The organism is Variovorax rhizosphaerae, from assembly GCF_037889975.1.
Taxonomy (GTDB): domain Bacteria; phylum Pseudomonadota; class Gammaproteobacteria; order Burkholderiales; family Burkholderiaceae_C; genus Variovorax; species Variovorax rhizosphaerae.
Map to the genome: position 1 here is coordinate 625,834 of NZ_JBBKZT010000001.1, position 15,617 is coordinate 641,450.

Sequence of the window (15,617 nt, forward strand, 5' to 3'; positions counted from 1 at the left end):
CGACGGCGCATGCATTCACGCGCCGCGGCGTGCTCGGACTGCTGGGCTCGCTCGCGGCAGCGCGGGCGCTGGCGCAGGCCGGTAGCGCATCCGACACCTTGCGACTCGGCTATCAAAAATCATCAACGCTGATCGCACTGCTCAAGGCTCAAGGCACGCTGGAGAAGCGCCTCGCGCCGCTGGGCGTGAAGCTGAGCTGGCATGAGTTCACGAGCGGGCTGCCGCTGCTGGAAGCGTTGAACCTGGACAACCTCGACTTCAGCGCCGACGTGGCCGACACGGTGCCGGTGTTCGCGCAGGCGGCCGGCGCGCAACTGACCTTCGTTGCGCAGGAGGCGCCGTCGCCGTCGGCGCAGGCGATCCTCGTGCGCGCTGATTCGCCGATCAAGACCGTCGCTGATCTCAAGGGGCGCAAAGTCGGCTTCGCGAAGGCGGCCGGTTCGCACTACCTGCTGATCGCGGCACTCGCGAAGGCCGGCCTGTCGTTCAAGGACATCGAGCCCGCCTATCTCACCCCGGCCGATGGTCGTGCAGCCTTCGAGACCGGCGCGATAGATGCTTGGGTGGTTTGGGACCCGTTCCTCGCCGCCGCGCAACGCCAGACGCAGGCGCGCGTGCTCGCCGACGGCACCGGCATTGCCTCGTACCAGCGCTACTACCTCGCGCGCACGCGCTATGCGCAGGCAAGGCCCGATGTGTTGCGCGCGGTGTATGCCGAGTTGGAGAAGGCGGGCCGCTGGGTCAAGCAGAACCCGGCCGAGGCGGCTGCCGTGCTCGCACCGGTGTGGGGCCTGGACACGGCCACCATCGAGCAGGCCAACGCACGGCGCAGCTACCGGGTGCGCCCGGTCGTGGCCGCAGGCTTGGCGGAGCAGCAGCGCATTGCGGACGCCTTCCTCGCCGAGAAGCTGTTGCCGCGTCGCGTCGACACGCTGGCCGTGACGCTGTTCGAGCCGGGCGCATGAATGGTGCGCGGCCCAGATGCATCCTGCGGCCATAGACAGTTCAGTGCTTAAGAACTGAATTCTCAGTCGTTTGTGTTGGCAAGCACGCACCCTAAAGTGGTCTATCGCCATCAAGGCGAGACCTTTGATCCCCAAAAAAAGTGGAGACCTTGTCATGAATTTCGATGCAGCAACCCTTGAATTGCCCGCGGCACTGGAACAGGCCCGCGACATCGCGGCACAGCAGAACCTCCCTTACGCAGGCGGTGTGACGCCCTTCGTGGCGTGGCAACTGGTGCAGCAGGCACAGGCCGTGCTCGTGGACGTGCGCTCCGGCGAAGAGCGCAAGTTCGTCGGCCATGTGCCCGACAGCCTGCACGTGCCTTGGGCCACCGGCACCGCGTTGACGCGCAACCCGCGCTTCGTGCGCGAGTTGGAAGCAAAGGTGGCGAAGGAGGGCGGCAAGGATGCGGTCGTGCTGCTGCTGTGCCGCAGCGGCAAACGCTCGGCGCTGGCGGCGGAGGCTGCTGCCAAGGCCGGCTTTGCGAATGTCTTCAACGTCCTCGAAGGCTTCGAGGGCGAGATCGATGCGCACCAGCACCGCGGCGTGGCCGATGGCTGGCGCTTTCATCAACTGCCCTGGGTGCAGGACTGACCGGCACCCGGTCAACGACGCAAAGGACACCATGCCCGTACGACTCGACATCGACCGCATCGCCAGTTCCCTGCGCGGCGTGCGCAGCGAATGGCGCGACGCACAGAAGCGATCGCGCGAGCCGGCGGGGCGCGAGTTTCCGTCGCGTGAATCGCTGGCCGTGGTGGTCGAGCAGTTGAAGGGTGCGCTGTTCCCGCTGCGTTTGGGTCCGCCCAATCTGCGGCCCGACGGCGAGGACTACTACGTCGCGCACACGCTCGACGCGGCCCTTCACACCTTGCTGGAGCAGGCCCGGCTGGAACTGCAGTACGTCGGCCGGCATGCCCCGACTGCTGTGGACGAAGTCGATGCGCGCGCAGGGCAAGCGGTGCGGGAATTCGGCGACGCGTTGCCCGACATCCGCCGGCTGCTCGACAGCGACGTGGTGGCCGCCTTCCAGGGCGACCCGGCCGCGCACAGCGTGGACGAAGTGCTCCTGTGCTATCCGGGCGTGTTGGCCATGATCCATCACCGGCTGGCGCACACGCTCTACACGCTCGGGCTGCCGCTGCTTGCGCGCATCGTGGCGGAGCTGGCGCATGGCCAGACCGGTGTCGACATCCATCCTGGTGCGCAGATCGGACCAGGCTTCTTCATCGACCATGGCACGGGCGTCGTCATCGGCGAGACGGCGGTCATTGGCCGGCATGTTCGCGTCTACCAGGCGGTCACGCTGGGCGCGAAGCGCTTTCCGACCGACGCATCGGGCCATCTGCAGAAGGGACTGCCGCGGCATCCGGTGGTGGAAGACGATGTGGTCATCTACGCTGGCGCCACCATTCTCGGACGGGTGACGATCGGCAAGGGCGCGACCATCGGCGGCAATGTGTGGATCACCGATGACGTGCCTGCAGGTACCAGCGTGACGCAGGCCAGTTTGCAGAACGCGCCGCAGCCTCGGTTGGCTTTGCGGGCTTGAGTACCGCGATGAGCGCAGCGCCGGGCCGCCCCAAGCAAGCTCGCGCCCCCTTGGGGGGCAGCGAGGACACGAAGTGCAGAGCGTGGGGGCTCATGGACCCCGCGCCGAGTCGCCCCAAGAAAGCTCGCACCCCCTTGGGGGGCAGCGAGGGCACGAAGTGCCGAGCGTGGGGGCCACATCCATGAGCGCGGCCCTCGTAGAGAGCTTCGGCGTCGCGGTACGCCGCCTGCGCGAGCAGCAGGGCTGGTCGCAGGAGCAACTCGCCGAGCACTCCAACCTCAACCGCTCCTACGTCGGCGAGATCGAGCGCGGCCGTGTCATCCCATCGATCGTCACCGTCCGCAAGCTCGCCGACGCGCTGAAGCTCAACACATCCGGCCTGCTCGCGCGCTGCGAGGAACTGGAGTCGCAGGTGTTGGCCAGGCGCATCAATTTGATGGCTATAGCCTGTTGAGGGATAACCCCTAGGCATCCGACACTGGTTTCGTCTTTCTCTCAACCACGGAGCCTTTCATGAGTGCAACAGTCGGCGGAACCACCGCCCTTGGCGACAGCGCCGCCCGCCAGCTGGCGAATGCCACCAAGACCGTCCCCCAGCTCGAGACCATCAGCCCGCGCTGGCTCACGCACCTGCTGCAATGGGTTCCGGTCGAGGCGGGCATCTACCGCCTGAACAAGGTCAAGAATCCCGAGTCGATCAAGGTCGTCTGCACCGCGAAGGAGAGCGAGAACCAGCTGCCGCGCACCTGGGTGGACTACGAGGAGAACCCGCGCGAATACTTCCTCAATGCGGTGAGCACCGTGCTCGACGTGCACACCCGCATCTCCGACCTCTACAGCAGCCCGCACGACCAGATCAAGGAACAGCTGCGCCTCACGATCGAGACGATCAAGGAGAACCAGGAGAGCGAGCTCATCAACAACCCCGACTACGGCCTGTTGTCGCAGGTGACGGACGAGCAGCGCATCTTTCCGCTGACCGGCGCGCCCACGCCCGACGATCTCGACGAGTTGTTGACCAAGGTGTGGAAGGAGCCGGCCTTCTTCCTGACGCATCCACTGGCGATTGCAGCCTTCGGCCGTGAAGCCACAAGACGCGGCACGCCGCCGCCGACGGTGAGCCTGTTCGGCTCGCAGTTCATCACCTGGCGCGGCATCCCGCTGATCCCGTCGAACAAGGTGCCGGTGGCCGATGGCAAGAGCAAGATCATCCTGCTGCGCGTGGGCGACAAGCGCCAGGGCGTGGTCGGCCTGTTCCAGCCGGGGCTCACCGGCGAGCAGAGCCCGGGGCTGTCGGTGCGCTTCATGGGGATCAACAACCATGCGATCGCGTCGTACCTGATCTCGTTGTATTGCTCGCTCGCGGTGCTGACGACGGATGCGCTGGCCGTGCTCGACGATGTCGAGGTCGGCAGGTACCACGACTACGCCGACACCTACAAGTAAGCCGCGGTGAACAGCCCATTGACTCCCACTGCCGCCGGCCTGCCGCATGGCGTGGAGGCCCCGTTCGACCCCGAGGTGCTGGCGCGCATGGCAAGCCAGTTGTTCGCGGCTTTGCCGGGGCAATACGTGCCGGGCGCACAGGCGCCTTCGCAACTGGCACCGCCGGGATCGCCGCTGGTGAGCCCCGCGGGCTTCGGGCCGAGCGTGCCCGGTACGCCCATACCGCAAGGCCAGGTGCCGGGCAGCAACCTGCTGCCGGCGTCGCCCACACAATTGCCATCGTTGGCCAACCGCGCGCCGTCGTTGCTGCCGAAGGCGGTGGCCGGCAATGGCGTGCCGGACAACGTGTTCGCTGCGCTTCCGGCGTATGAACCGCGACTGGGCACGGCTGCTATCGGGGTGCCGGAGGCAGCGGCGGTGACGCCCTCGCAGGCTGCGACGCATCCCGGTGCGGGCGCATCGCCGTTCTACTTCCTCGGTGACACATACGGCCAGCCATCGCCTGGTGGCCGTGGCGCCGACAGCGCACCGCGCATCAGCGACGAACTGGCCTACTTCCCGTTCGCGCAACCGCAGGGCGCCGATTTGCGGGGCTTGCTGGCGAACCCATCGGCGGCGCCATCGAGCGCACCGGCGCCCTCGACCGAGCCGCAGTACTACTTCGTCGACTCGGTTCGCTTGCCAAGCGGCTATGTCACACCGGCCAAGCCTCCGCCGCATGGCGGCGATGTGCCCCTGGCCACGGCGGGTCAGCGCCAGCCCTTCGATGTGCATGCGGTGCGGCGCGATTTCCCCGTGTTGCAGGAGCGTGTCAACGGCCGGCAACTCGTGTGGTTCGACAACGCGGCGACAACGCACAAGCCGCAGTCGGTCATCGACCGCATCAGCTACTTCTACGAGCACGAGAACTCGAACATCCACCGCGCTGCGCACGAGCTCGCGGCGCGTGCGACCGATGCGTATGAAGGTGCGCGGGAGCGGGTGCGCAAGTTCATCAACGCCCCGGAAGTCGATGAAGTGATCTTCGTGCGCGGCACGACCGAGGCCATCAACCTCGTCGCCAAGAGCTGGGGCGGCCAGCATGTGCGCGAGGGCGACGAGATCATCGTGAGCCACCTGGAGCACCACGCCAACATCGTGCCGTGGCAGCAGCTCGCATCTGCCAAGGGCGCGAAGCTGCGCGTGATCCCGGTGGACGACTCGGGGCAGGTGCTGCTCGACGAATATCGCAAGCTGCTGAACGATCGCACCAAGATCGTCGCCGTCACGCAGGTCTCCAACGCACTGGGCACCGTGGTGCCGGTGAAGGAGATCGTCGAGCTGGCGCATCGCGCGGGCGCCGTCGCGCTGGTCGACGGTGCGCAGTCGGTGTCGCACATGCGGGTCGACGTGCAGGACATCGGCGCGGACTTCTTCGTGTTCTCCGGCCACAAGGTATTCGGGCCGACGGGCATCGGCGTGGTGTGGGGCAAGCGCGCGTTGCTGGAAGACATGCCGCCGTGGCAGGGCGGGGGCAACATGATTGCCGACGTCACCTTCGAGAAGACCGTGTTCCAGCCGATCCCCAACAAGTTCGAAGCCGGCACCGGCAACATCGCCGATGCGGTGGGGCTGGGCGCGGCGATCGACTACGTCAACAAGATCGGCATCGAGAACATCGCGCGCTACGAACATGAGCTGCTCGAATATGGCATGCGCGAGTTGGGCGCGATTCCGGGTGTGCGCTTGATCGGCACGGCGGCCGACAAGGCCAGCGTGATGTCCTTCGTGCTGGACGGCTACACGACCGAGGAAGTGGGTCACGCGCTGAACGACGAGGGCATCGCGGTGCGCACGGGGCACCATTGCGCGCAGCCGATCCTGCGGCGCAACGGCGTCAAGACCACGGTGCGGCCTTCGCTGGCGTTCTACAACACCTTCGATGAGATCGATCGGTTGGTGGCGGTGGTTCGGCGGCTGTCGGCGCAGCGGCGCGCAGGGTGATCGCGCCCGGCCGCGTGTACGCGGGGCCTGGCTCTCAGGTTGGGAACACTGTGGCCCAGTCGCGCTTCATGCTGACCACGTCGATGCCGAAGTCGGCGGCGTGGTCCAGCGCCTCGACCAGCGGGCTCAGGCGAAATTCACGGTCATAGGCGAACTCCCGCTCGGCGTCGTCATGGTGCAGCAGCAGGGCCAGCCGGGCGCCTGCACCTGACTTGGCGTAGCGCAGCATCGCCAGGTCGCCGTCGGAGTTGCCGAAGGCAAGGATCGGCCGGCGGCCGATGTGCAGCGCGATGTTCTCGGTCTTGACCTCGCGGTCGTCGAAGGAGCCGAGCTCGGCGATCTTCATCATCTGGACACGGCCATCGATCACCTCGAAGCGGGTCCTGGTGCTGCTGCCGATCACCTGCTCGGTCGGAATGCCGTAGACCTCTTCCGCGAAGGCCCGCATCAACTCGATGCCGCCGCCGCTGACGATGAAGTTCTTGAAGCCGTTGGCGCGCAGGTAGTCCAGCAGTTCCAGTTGCGGCTGGTACACGCAGCGCGTGAAAGGGCGGTGCAGTTGCGGATGGGTGGCGGTAGCGAACCATTCCTTGGCGATGGCGTTGAATTCCTCGATCGTCATGCCGGCGTGCGTCATGAACACGGCCTCGAAGGCGGCCTGCTTGCCCAGGTTGAAGAGGGTCTTGAGATCGTGTTCGAGGAAGGCCTTGAAGGGCTGGCGCTCGCGCAGGCTCGGATCTTTTTCAGCGAGCGCTTCCAGGCGCGCCTCGGCGAAGAAGAACTGTGTTTGCTTGGGCTGCTCGCACCAGAGCGTGCCGTCGTTGTCGAAGGTCGCGATGCGTTCCGCGGGACGGACGAAATCCGGGTGGGACGGGTCTGTGACGCGTGTGACGAAGTCGATGATGGCCCGCCTGGCGGGGCCGTCGTTCCACGATGGCAGGGACTGTTCAGGCATTCGCGCGAACTCCATCTTCGGGTTGAGGGAGCGCAGCTTACACCCGGTGCACTGTGTCGAAGGTGTCCGTTGAAGCTTGCAGTTGCAACGTGGTCCAGTGTTGCAACACACGCGGTGCCTCGGCTGCGAAGGACGCCAGCCGCTGCGCCGTGCAGATCGGCGCGGTCAGTTCCAGCCGGTGCCCGGACGGATCATTGAAGTAGATCGACAGCACGAAGTCGTCATGGTTGACCGGGCCGATCACCGGTACACCCAAGTCTTCCAGTTCGGCTCGCGCCTGATGCAGCACCTCGATGCTGTCCACCTGGAACGCGAAGTGCTGGATCCAGGCGGGCGCTTTCATGTCCCGGATGCCGCCGGGTGCGGTGGGGCATTCGAAAAAGGCGATGCTGCTGCCGTCCTCCATCTCGAAGAAGAGGTGGATGTGCGGGGCGTGCTGGCCGGTGGAGGGCACCACGTCCTGCGTCAGCGCGTGGGACAACTTGAGGCCGAGCACGCCGGTATAGAAGCGGGCGGTGGCGGCCGCGTCCGTGCAGCGGAAGGCGGCGTGATGGAGTTTCTTGCAAAGCATGGGGCACGACACGAAGGAGTTGAAGCGTGACCTGGACGATAGGCGCGCGGGCGGCTTCAGGGTTGACCGCGCGTCCCAAACGTTTGCGCGCAGTCCCAGTGCGAATCGGCGATGCAGCCTTGCGCTGGCCTTGCGTGCACCAGCGAACTTGCGAGGGATCAGGCCGCGAGGCGCCGCGCCTGCTGTGCCTCGGCTTGCTCCTCGCGCGCGCGGCGCGCCTCATGGGTCCTGAACTGCGCATGGGCCACCGGCAGCAGGCGCGTGTCCGCGGTGGACCAGCGCCCGCGCCGCAGCAGGTCGCCGAGGATGTGCTCGCTTTCGGTCGGCTCGCCGCGCTCGATGTCGTGGTACATCGAACCCGTCAGCACCGAGCCCGGCATGCACAGCGCCGCGCGGGTGCGCGCGATGGCCTTCGCGCGCGGTGCATGGGCGTTGAAGGCGGCGATGCGGCAGCACTCGTCCAGCAGGTCGAGCGCGATGTGTTGCGCGCCCGCGCTGACGATGTCGCCGACGTTGGCGCGCAGCAGCGCCGTGAGGCTGGCGAGCGTCGCGATGTGGATCCATTTCTCCCACATGTCCTGCACGATGTAGTCGCTCGGCTGCGCATCGAAGCGGGCCTCGTGGAAGGCTTGGGCGATCCGTTCGATGCGTGACGTGTATTCGCCTTCGAGTTCACCGAACAGCAGGGTGTGCTCGTCGCCGGAATGCTCGATGGCGCCCGTCTCGTCTACCGATGCGGCGATCACGCAGGCCCCGCCCAGCACGCTGCGGCGCCCGAAGCGCTCGACCAGCAGGTCGAGGTGGCGCATGCCGTTGAGCAGCGGGAGGATGACAGTCTCCGGCCCGACGGCGGGCGCGAAGTCGGCCATGGCCGATTCGAGGTCGTAGGCCTTGCAGGCGACGATCACCACGTCATAGGTTCGCCGAAGTTGCCTTGACGTGATGACCGGCGCCGAGGCCAGGTGCAGGTTGCCGGCAGGGCTGCGTATCGACAGTCCGCGCGAGGCGAGCTGCGCCGCACGATCAGGACGCGCGAGAAAGGTCACGTCCTGCCCGGCATGCAGCAGGCGAGCGCCGAAGTAGCCGCCGACCGCGCCGGCACCCACCACGAGGAATTTCAAGACGGACATGGGGCTGCGCTCGGGTTCAGAAGGCCGGCACCAGCGCGCCGTTGAACCTGGTCTCGATGAAGTCTTCACCTCGGCCGAGTGACAGGCCTTCACGAGTTGCTGCGCCCACGGCTTGTCCTTGTCGACGCGGCGCATCGCGATGAGCTTGGTGTACGACCCCTTGGGCGATGAAAGGCAGATGCATGGCAAGCGAGTCAAGTGAATTCGGGAGGTGCCACTGTGCAGGCCGTCGGTGCATGCGGGAACGAAGAAATTCGCGCAGCGATATGCGGAAACTTTTTGAGCCGCGGCATGGCGTCCGCGCTTGTGCGCTGACCAGATCGCCAGACGCCTTCATCGAGCCCCTGCAGGAGCTCACCGGCAACGTGTCCGCAGGCGATCGGTGACGCGGTCCACTCATTCACTGAAATCGGATCGGTGCTGTCCTCACCGTTCGTTTCAACGACTCTGCGGCCTTGCGCCAAAGCGCAAGCAGATAGTCAGATAGCAACTAAGCCTGCTCCTTTTTCTTCGTTCCCTTGCCCGCGTGCGGATCGAAGAATCCAGGACTTCCTTGTCCCTGGAGTGCACGTTCATGCTCAGCCGCCAACTCTTCCTCCGCCTCGCCGGCGTCATCCTGCTGGCCCCCATGCTCGCGAGCGCCGCACCGGCCACAGGCGAGCCCGTCTGGTTCGGCGTCAGCGGCCCGCTGACCGGCCAGAACGCGCAGTACGGCGCGCAGTGGAAAGCCGGCTTCGACCTCGCGCTCGACGACATCAACGCCAAGGGCGGCATCCACGGCCGCCCGCTCGCTTACATCTTCGAGGACAGCCAGAGCGACCCGCGCCAGGCGGTCGGCCTCGCGCAGAAGTTCGTCAACGACAAGCGCATCCTGATCGAGCTGGGCGACTTCTCCAGCCCGGCCTCGATGGCGGCCTCGCCGATCTACCAGCGCGCCGGCCTGGTGCAACTCGGCTTCACCAACTCGCACCCCGATTTCACCAAGGGCGGTGACTTCATCTGGAGCCCGTCGATCAGCCAGTCGGACTCGCAACCATTGCTTGCCGACCTGGCGGTGAAGACGCTCGGATTCAAGCGCGTGGCCGTGCTGTTCCTCAACACCGACTGGGGCCGCGCCAGCCGCGACGTGTTCGTGAAGGCGGCCGAGCAACGCGGTGCGCAGGTGGTCATCGCCGAGGGCTACCAGCCCGACGAGAAGGACTTCCGTTCGACGCTGGTGCGCGTGCGCGATGCCAACCCCGATGGCCTGGTGCTCATCTCCTACTACCCCGACGGCGCGCTCATCGCCGGGCAGGTGCGCAACGTCGGGCTGAAGCAGCCGATCGCAGCCAGCGGCTCGGTCTACTCGCCCAAGTTCATCGAACTCGGCGGCGCGGCGGTCAACGGCATCTACACCAACACCTCCTTCTTCCCCGAGGAGCCGCGCGCCGAGGTGCAGGAGTTCGTCACGCGCTTCAAGGCCAAGTACGGCAAGGAGCCGGATGCCTTCAACGCGTACGCCTATGACGCGGTGCTGGTCACGGCCGCCGCGCTGAACCAGGCCGGCCCCAAGGCCGACCGCACCGCCGTGCGCGACGCCTTCTACAAGATCAAGGACGTGCCGAGCGTGGTGTTCGGCAAGGCCAACTTCGACCCGCAGTCGCGCCGCGTGATCGGCGTGAAGAGCGTAGACCTGGTCGTGAAGGACGGCAAGTGGGCGCTGAGCGACCTGAAGGGCAAGGCCGCCGTGGCATCGGCCCGCTGAACGCGCACGCATGAGCTTCACCTCGTTTTTCGACTACACGGTCAATGGCCTGATCATCGGCAACATCTACGCGATGCTGGCCGTCGGCCTCGCGTTGATCTTCGGGGTGTCGCACCTCATCAACTTCGCGCACGGTTCGGTCTACACCGTCGGCGCGTACATCGGCTGGGCGGCGATCACCTTCCTGCACACGCCGCTGCCGATCACGCTGCTGCTGGTGGTGCTGGGTTCCGGCGCGCTGGGCATGCTGATCGAGCGCGTCGGGCTGCGGCCGCTGCAAGGGGCCGCGCGCATCGCGCCGCTGCTGGCGACCATCGGCATCAGCTTCGTGCTCGACATCCTGGTGCAGATCTTCGCGAGCCCCGACCCGCGCTCGCTGCCCACGCAACTGCCGGACTGGCGCCTGCAGATCGGCACCGGCACCATCGGCGCGCTGGACCTGCTGATCGCCGGCATCGGCATCACGAGCGCGGCGCTGCTGTTCGGCTTCCTGCGCTTTACGAAGCTGGGCTGGGCGGTGCGTGCCACCGCGCAGGACCGGGATGCGGCGCAGCAGATGGGCGTGGACGTGAATCGCGTCAACCAGAGCGTGTTTGCCATTGCATCGGCGCTGGGTGGTTTGTCGGGCGTGCTGGTGGGCATGTACTACAACAACATCAGCCCGGCGATGAGTTTCCAGGCGACCTTGAAGGGCGTGGTCGCGACGGTGGTCGGCGGCGTCGGCAACGTGCCGGGCGCCATCGTGGGCAGCATGCTGCTCGGGCTGATCGAGAGCTATGGCGTGGCGATGTTCGGCACGCCGTACCGCAACCTGTTCGCCTTCGTGTTGCTGCTGATCATCCTGGTGTGGAAGCCCAATGGGCTGTTTGGGCGCAAGCGGGCGTTGCCGCCGGAGCCGCTGACAGGCACCTTCATCGCGCCGAGCAAGCCGTGGCATGTGCCGGCGAAGGTGCTGGCCGGGTTGTTCGTGATTGCCGCGGTGCTGCCGCTGTTCAATCCTTCGCCGTACCTGCTGCAGGTGCTGACCAACTCGTGGCTCTATGCGGCGCTGGCGCTGAGCCTGACGCTGGTGGCAGGCACGATCGGGCAGATCTCGCTGGGGCATGCGGGGCTGCTGGCGATTGGCGCGTATGCATCGTCGCTGCTCGTGCTGGACCTGCACCTGCCGGTGGGCACGAGCATCGTGGTGTCGGGCCTGCTGACTTCGTTGATCGGCACCGCGCTGATCTTCCCGGCGTTCCGGCTGCGTGGGCACTATGTGTCGATCGCCACGCTGGGCATCGGCGAGATCGTGGCGCTGACGATCCTCAACTGGGAGAGCCTCACGCGCGGGCCGATTGGCGTGTCGGGCATACCGCCCCTGTCGCTGTTCGGGCAGGACGCCTCGTCCAATGCGGCCTTCTACTGGGCCGCGTTCGCTGCGATGGTGCTGCTCGCCTTGCTGCAATGGCGGCTGCTGCGCTCGCACCTCGGCCGGACCTTCCGCGCAGTGCGTGAGGACGAAGTGGCCGCGCGTGCCTATGGCGTGAGTCCTGATCGCTACAAGGCGATGGCCTTCGGCTTCGGCGGCTTCGCGGCGGGCGTGAGCGGGGCCTTCACCGCGCACCTGTATTCGTACATCAACCACGAGACCTTCACCTCGCAGATCTCCATCCTCGCGCTGACGATGGTGATCCTGGGTGGGCTCGGGAACATCAGCGGCGCGCTGCTCGGGGCGGTAGCGCTGGTCAGCTTGCCGGAGCTGTTCCGCGTGACGGCGGAGTACCGCATGTTGATCTATGGCGTGGCGCTGCTGCTGTTGATTCGCTTCCGGCCGCAGGGCCTGCTCGGCACCGTTTGAAACCAACACAAAGGAAATTTCGATGAGTCACCTGAACGACTACCTCGCCGAGAAGCGCGCCGCCGTGCTGGCACGCGACGCCGCCATCGAGGCCGGCACCGCACAGCCGCTGCAACTGGAGGCCAACGTACGCGTCGAGGGCCGCAGCGGCGTGCGGCGCTTGCGCATCCGCGACCACCAGGTCATCAGCGACAGCCCGCCCGACTTCGCCGGCTACAACCTCGGCCCCAGCTCGCCCGAACTGCAACTGGGCGTGCTGGGCACCTGCGTGACGCACATCTTCCTGATCCACGCGGCGCAACGGCAGGTGCCGCTCGAAAGCCTGGACGTGGAAGTGACCGGCATCATCGACCCGCGCGGTGGCAAGCCCGGCCACGAGCAGACGCCGATCTGGCCGCACGAGATCGCGTACACGGTGAACATCGATTCGCCAGCCTCGCGCGAGGATATCGACGCGCTGTTTGAAGAAGTCGAGCGCACCTGCCCGATCCTCAACCTGCTGCGCAATCCGCAGACGATCCGCGCGGAGGTGAAGCTGGTGAACTCGAAAGCGCATGCGGCCAAAGCGGCCAGCAAGGACGTGGATGCCCTCGCTGCTTGAAGTCTCCGGCCTCACGCGCCGCTTCGGCGGGCTGACCGCCGTCGATGCGGTCGACCTGGCGGTGGGCGAGGGCGAACTGGTGAGCGTGATCGGCCCCAATGGCGCGGGCAAGACCACGCTGTTCAACCTCGTGACCGGACTGGATCAACCTGATGGCGGCACGGTGCGCTTCGAAGGCGAGGACATCACCGGATGGCCGGCGCCCAGGCTGGCGCAACGCGGCCTGGCACGCACCTTCCAGCATGGGCGCGTGTTCGCCAACCTCACAGTGCTCGACAACTTGCTGGTCGGCGCGCATACGCGCTTGCGTGCGGTGCGTCCGCGACTCGGTGGCATACCGGGGATCGGCGCGCTGGCTGAACTTGCGTTGGCTTTGGTGCAACCGCCATCGGTCACGCGCGAGGAAGCAGGGCTGCGCGAGGAAGCGCTGGAGATCATCGCGCTGTTCGGCGAACGCCTCGCGCCGCGCATCGACCACCCCGCGTACAGCCTGTCGTATGCGAACCGCCGCCGCGTCGAGATTGCCCGCGCGCTTGCATTGCAACCGCGCCTGCTGCTGCTCGACGAACCCACGGCCGGCATGAACGAAAGCGAGACCGCCGAGATGCTGGAGATCATCCGCACGCTCAAGTCGCGCGGCCAGACCATCCTGCTGATCGAGCACAAGCTCGACCTGGTGATGCAACTGTCGGATCGCGTCGTGGTGCTGGACGATGGCCGCAAGATCGCCGAAGGCTTGCCGCAGGATGTGCGCAACGATGCCAAGGTGATCGAGGCCTACCTCGGCAGCCGCAACGTCGGCCAGCAGGCAGTCGCGCCGAAGTCTCCCGCTCTGGCGCCGCCGGCACTCGCGGCATGACGGCGCTCGTCACCACTGCGCGCACCGGTCTTGCGCCGCCTTCTCTTCTGCGCGGAGACGGCTGGCGCGACGACCGCGACGAAGACAACGACCGTCGCGAAGCCGCAGCCATGACCCAGGGCGTGGCTTCTCATGCCCTGCTGGAACTCCGCAAGGTCAACACCTTCTACGGCCCCGTCCAGGCCCACTTCGACCTCGACCTCGAAGTCCGCCAGGGCCAGATCGTGAGCCTGCTCGGCGGCAACGCCAGCGGCAAGTCCACCACCATGAAAGTCGTGCTCGGCCTGCAGAAGCCGCGCTCCGGCGAGGTGCGCTTTGCCGGCCAGTCGATGGCCGGCCTGGGCACGCCGCAGGTGATCCGTCGCGGCATCGGCTCGGTGCCTGAGGCGCGGCGCCTGTTCCCCGCGATGACGGTGCGCGAGAACCTGCTGATGGGCGCCTATGCGCGCAGCGACCGCAAGGCCATCGCCGAAGACCTCGAACGCATGCTGGAACTCTTCCCGCGCGTGGCCGAGCGCATCGACTTCCTGGCCGGCACGCTCTCCGGCGGCGAGCAGCAGATGGTGGCGATGGCGCGTGCCCTCATGGGCCGCCCGCGGCTCATCTGCATGGACGAGCCCACGATGGGCCTGTCGCCGCTGTATGTCGACAAGGTGCTGGAACTCATCGCGCAGATCAATCGGCAGGGCGTGTCGGTGTTCATGGTCGAGCAGAACGCGAGCCTCGCCCTGCAGATCGCGCACTACGGCTATGTGCTGCAGACGGGGCGCATCGTGCTGCAAGGCCGGGCGGCGCAACTGCTGACCGATGCGCGCATCCGCGACGCCTACCTCGGCGGCAGCGATGCCGCCAGCACCGCTTCATGAATGAACAAAGGATCCACGTGTCACTGAAACTCGACCACATCGTCATCGCCGTCCATGACCTGGAGGCGACCATTGCCGACTACACGGCGCTCGGCTTCAACGTGCAGCGCGGCGGCGACCATCCGGGCCGCAGCACGCACAACGCGCTGGTCGTGTTCGCCGACGGCAGCTACCTCGAGTTGATTGCGTGGAAGTCACCCGCGCCGCAGGAGCGCTGGTGGCAGGTGTTGCAGCGGCGTGGCGAGGGTCTTGTCGACTTCGCGCTGCTGCCTGCCGACACCGCGCAAACGGTGACGCAGGCGGCGCAACGCGGCCTGACGCTGGAAGGGCAAGGGCCGCTCGATGGTGGCCGGCTGCGTCCTGATGGCGAGCGTCTGCACTGGCAGACCGCGCGGCCGACGACGCAAGACTTGCCCTTTCTCTGCGGCGACATCACGCCTCGCGCGTTGCGCGTGCCGGAGGGCGATGCGCGCGTGCATCCGAACGGCGTGACCGGCGTCGTCAGCCTGGCCATTGCTGTGAAGGACCTGGACGCGACGCTGACGCGCTATCGCGCACTGCTCGGTGAAAGCCCCGGCACGCATGTCGGCCGTGGCGTGACGCTGCATGCGCGGCGCGATCGCATCGCGCTTGTCGCGTTGGGCGACAGCACGCTGGTGCTGAACGCGACCCGGCCCACGGTGCTTTCGGCCAGTGTCGATGACGAGCACGACATCGATGACGAAGGCGGCGACCCCATCGCCCGCCGGCTGGCGGCGCACGGCGAAGGCCTCTTTCACCTGACGCTGCGCACCACGCTTGCCAACGCTGCAACGCCGAGCCTCGGGCTGACGCATGGCGCGAGCATCGACTTCGAGCGGGATGCCGCCGCAACGACCAACCATCGCCTCGCACGTTCCGCAATCGCCGAGCCGGCATGAGCATGCTCGACTCGAAGTGACGCAGCTGCCAGCTCCCCGATGCCCGATGCAGGGGCAGGGGCAGGGGCAGGGGCAGGGGCAGGGGCAGGGGCAGGGGTAGGGGTAGGGGTAGGGGAAGGGGCAGACGGCACAGCAGTTCAGCGGC

The 15,617-nt window shown here is 66.8% G+C and carries 15 protein-coding genes; 12 read left to right on the forward strand and 3 right to left on the reverse strand.

The annotated features are described in order from the left end of the window. Positions 1–38 precede the first annotated feature (38 nt). The 6 genes from WKW82_RS02775 to WKW82_RS02800 all read left to right on the forward strand — a co-directional run bounded on the left by WKW82_RS02775 (position 39) and on the right by WKW82_RS02800 (position 5,986). A complete protein-coding gene (locus WKW82_RS02775; protein WP_422823401.1) occupies positions 39–965 on the forward strand; it encodes an aliphatic sulfonate ABC transporter substrate-binding protein in 927 nt (308 codons plus the stop codon). 154 nt (positions 966–1,119) lie between these two features. Then, positions 1,120–1,599, forward strand: coding sequence for a rhodanese-like domain-containing protein (locus WKW82_RS02780; RefSeq protein WP_340340716.1), 480 nt, complete (start codon positions 1,120–1,122; stop codon positions 1,597–1,599). A 31-nt stretch (positions 1,600–1,630) separates the two neighbouring features. Next, on the forward strand, positions 1,631–2,557 hold the full coding sequence (gene epsC, locus WKW82_RS02785) for a serine O-acetyltransferase EpsC (RefSeq protein ID WP_340340717.1): 927 nt from the start codon (positions 1,631–1,633) through the stop codon (positions 2,555–2,557). A 181-nt stretch (positions 2,558–2,738) separates the two neighbouring features. Then, positions 2,739–3,011 (forward strand): helix-turn-helix domain-containing protein, encoded by a 273-nt coding sequence (locus WKW82_RS02790; protein WP_340340718.1) that lies wholly within the window; start codon positions 2,739–2,741, stop codon positions 3,009–3,011. 59 nt (positions 3,012–3,070) lie between these two features. Then, on the forward strand, positions 3,071–4,003 hold the full coding sequence (locus WKW82_RS02795) for a family 2A encapsulin nanocompartment shell protein (protein ID WP_340340719.1): 933 nt from the start codon (positions 3,071–3,073) through the stop codon (positions 4,001–4,003). Between the two features lie 87 nt (positions 4,004–4,090). Next, a complete protein-coding gene (locus WKW82_RS02800; RefSeq protein ID WP_422823402.1) occupies positions 4,091–5,986 on the forward strand; it encodes a family 2A encapsulin nanocompartment cargo protein cysteine desulfurase in 1,896 nt (631 codons plus the stop codon). Positions 5,987–6,020: 34 nt separating this feature from the next. Here the strand turns inward: WKW82_RS02800 and WKW82_RS02805 are convergent, their stop codons facing one another. From WKW82_RS02805 to WKW82_RS02815, 3 genes are all read right to left on the reverse strand, one after another. Beyond that, positions 6,021–6,941, reverse strand: coding sequence for an HAD family hydrolase (locus WKW82_RS02805; RefSeq protein WP_340340720.1), 921 nt, complete (start codon positions 6,939–6,941; stop codon positions 6,021–6,023). Between the two features lie 37 nt (positions 6,942–6,978). Next, a complete protein-coding gene (locus tag WKW82_RS02810; protein ID WP_340340721.1) occupies positions 6,979–7,512 on the reverse strand; it encodes a VOC family protein in 534 nt (177 codons plus the stop codon). Positions 7,513–7,670: 158 nt separating this feature from the next. Further along, on the reverse strand, positions 7,671–8,642 hold the full coding sequence (locus WKW82_RS02815) for a ketopantoate reductase family protein (RefSeq protein ID WP_340340722.1): 972 nt from the start codon (positions 8,640–8,642) through the stop codon (positions 7,671–7,673). A 574-nt stretch (positions 8,643–9,216) separates the two neighbouring features. On the opposite strand from WKW82_RS02815, the gene WKW82_RS02820 reads away from it, so the two are divergent. The 6 genes from WKW82_RS02820 (at position 9,217) to WKW82_RS02845 (ending at position 15,472) form a co-directional block, all read left to right on the forward strand. Continuing rightward, positions 9,217–10,386, forward strand: a complete 1,170-nt coding sequence (locus WKW82_RS02820; protein ID WP_340340723.1) for an ABC transporter substrate-binding protein — start codon at positions 9,217–9,219, stop codon at positions 10,384–10,386. A 10-nt stretch (positions 10,387–10,396) separates the two neighbouring features. After that, complete coding sequence (locus tag WKW82_RS02825) at positions 10,397–12,226, forward strand: ABC transporter permease (protein ID WP_340340724.1); 1,830 nt, start codon at positions 10,397–10,399, stop codon at positions 12,224–12,226. Between the two features lie 22 nt (positions 12,227–12,248). Then, the gene (locus WKW82_RS02830; protein ID WP_340340725.1) at positions 12,249–12,827 is read left to right on the forward strand and encodes an OsmC family protein; all 579 of its coding nucleotides are present in this window, start codon (positions 12,249–12,251) and stop codon (positions 12,825–12,827) included. Further along, positions 12,811–13,686: an ABC transporter ATP-binding protein gene (locus WKW82_RS02835; RefSeq protein ID WP_340340726.1), complete on the forward strand. Its 876-nt coding sequence runs from the start codon at positions 12,811–12,813 to the stop codon at positions 13,684–13,686. Before WKW82_RS02830 ends, WKW82_RS02835 begins: the two co-directional genes overlap by 17 nt. Before the next feature lie 110 nt (positions 13,687–13,796). Then, the gene (locus WKW82_RS02840) at positions 13,797–14,552 is read left to right on the forward strand and encodes an ABC transporter ATP-binding protein (protein WP_340340928.1); all 756 of its coding nucleotides are present in this window, start codon (positions 13,797–13,799) and stop codon (positions 14,550–14,552) included. A 17-nt stretch (positions 14,553–14,569) separates the two neighbouring features. Next, positions 14,570–15,472, forward strand: a complete 903-nt coding sequence (locus WKW82_RS02845) for a VOC family protein (protein ID WP_340340727.1) — start codon at positions 14,570–14,572, stop codon at positions 15,470–15,472. The last annotated feature ends 145 nt before the right edge of the window (positions 15,473–15,617 follow it).

Coding starts and splice junctions, on each gene's coding strand:
- WKW82_RS02780 (WP_340340716.1), top strand. CDS start 1,120: ATGAATTTCGATGCAGCAACCCTTGAATTGCCCGCGGCACTGGAACAG.
- epsC (WP_340340717.1), top strand. CDS start 1,631: ATGCCCGTACGACTCGACATCGACCGCATCGCCAGTTCCCTGCGCGGC.
- WKW82_RS02790 (WP_340340718.1), top strand. CDS start 2,739: ATGAGCGCGGCCCTCGTAGAGAGCTTCGGCGTCGCGGTACGCCGCCTG.
- WKW82_RS02795 (WP_340340719.1), top strand. CDS start 3,071: ATGAGTGCAACAGTCGGCGGAACCACCGCCCTTGGCGACAGCGCCGCC.
- WKW82_RS02800 (WP_422823402.1), top strand. CDS start 4,091: ATGGCAAGCCAGTTGTTCGCGGCTTTGCCGGGGCAATACGTGCCGGGC.
- WKW82_RS02805 (WP_340340720.1), bottom strand. CDS start 6,941: ATGCCTGAACAGTCCCTGCCATCGTGGAACGACGGCCCCGCCAGGCGG.
- WKW82_RS02810 (WP_340340721.1), bottom strand. CDS start 7,512: ATGCTTTGCAAGAAACTCCATCACGCCGCCTTCCGCTGCACGGACGCG.
- WKW82_RS02815 (WP_340340722.1), bottom strand. CDS start 8,642: ATGTCCGTCTTGAAATTCCTCGTGGTGGGTGCCGGCGCGGTCGGCGGC.
- WKW82_RS02820 (WP_340340723.1), top strand. CDS start 9,217: ATGCTCAGCCGCCAACTCTTCCTCCGCCTCGCCGGCGTCATCCTGCTG.
- WKW82_RS02825 (WP_340340724.1), top strand. CDS start 10,397: ATGAGCTTCACCTCGTTTTTCGACTACACGGTCAATGGCCTGATCATC.
- WKW82_RS02830 (WP_340340725.1), top strand. CDS start 12,249: ATGAGTCACCTGAACGACTACCTCGCCGAGAAGCGCGCCGCCGTGCTG.
- WKW82_RS02835 (WP_340340726.1), top strand. CDS start 12,811: ATGCCCTCGCTGCTTGAAGTCTCCGGCCTCACGCGCCGCTTCGGCGGG.
- WKW82_RS02840 (WP_340340928.1), top strand. CDS start 13,797: ATGACCCAGGGCGTGGCTTCTCATGCCCTGCTGGAACTCCGCAAGGTC.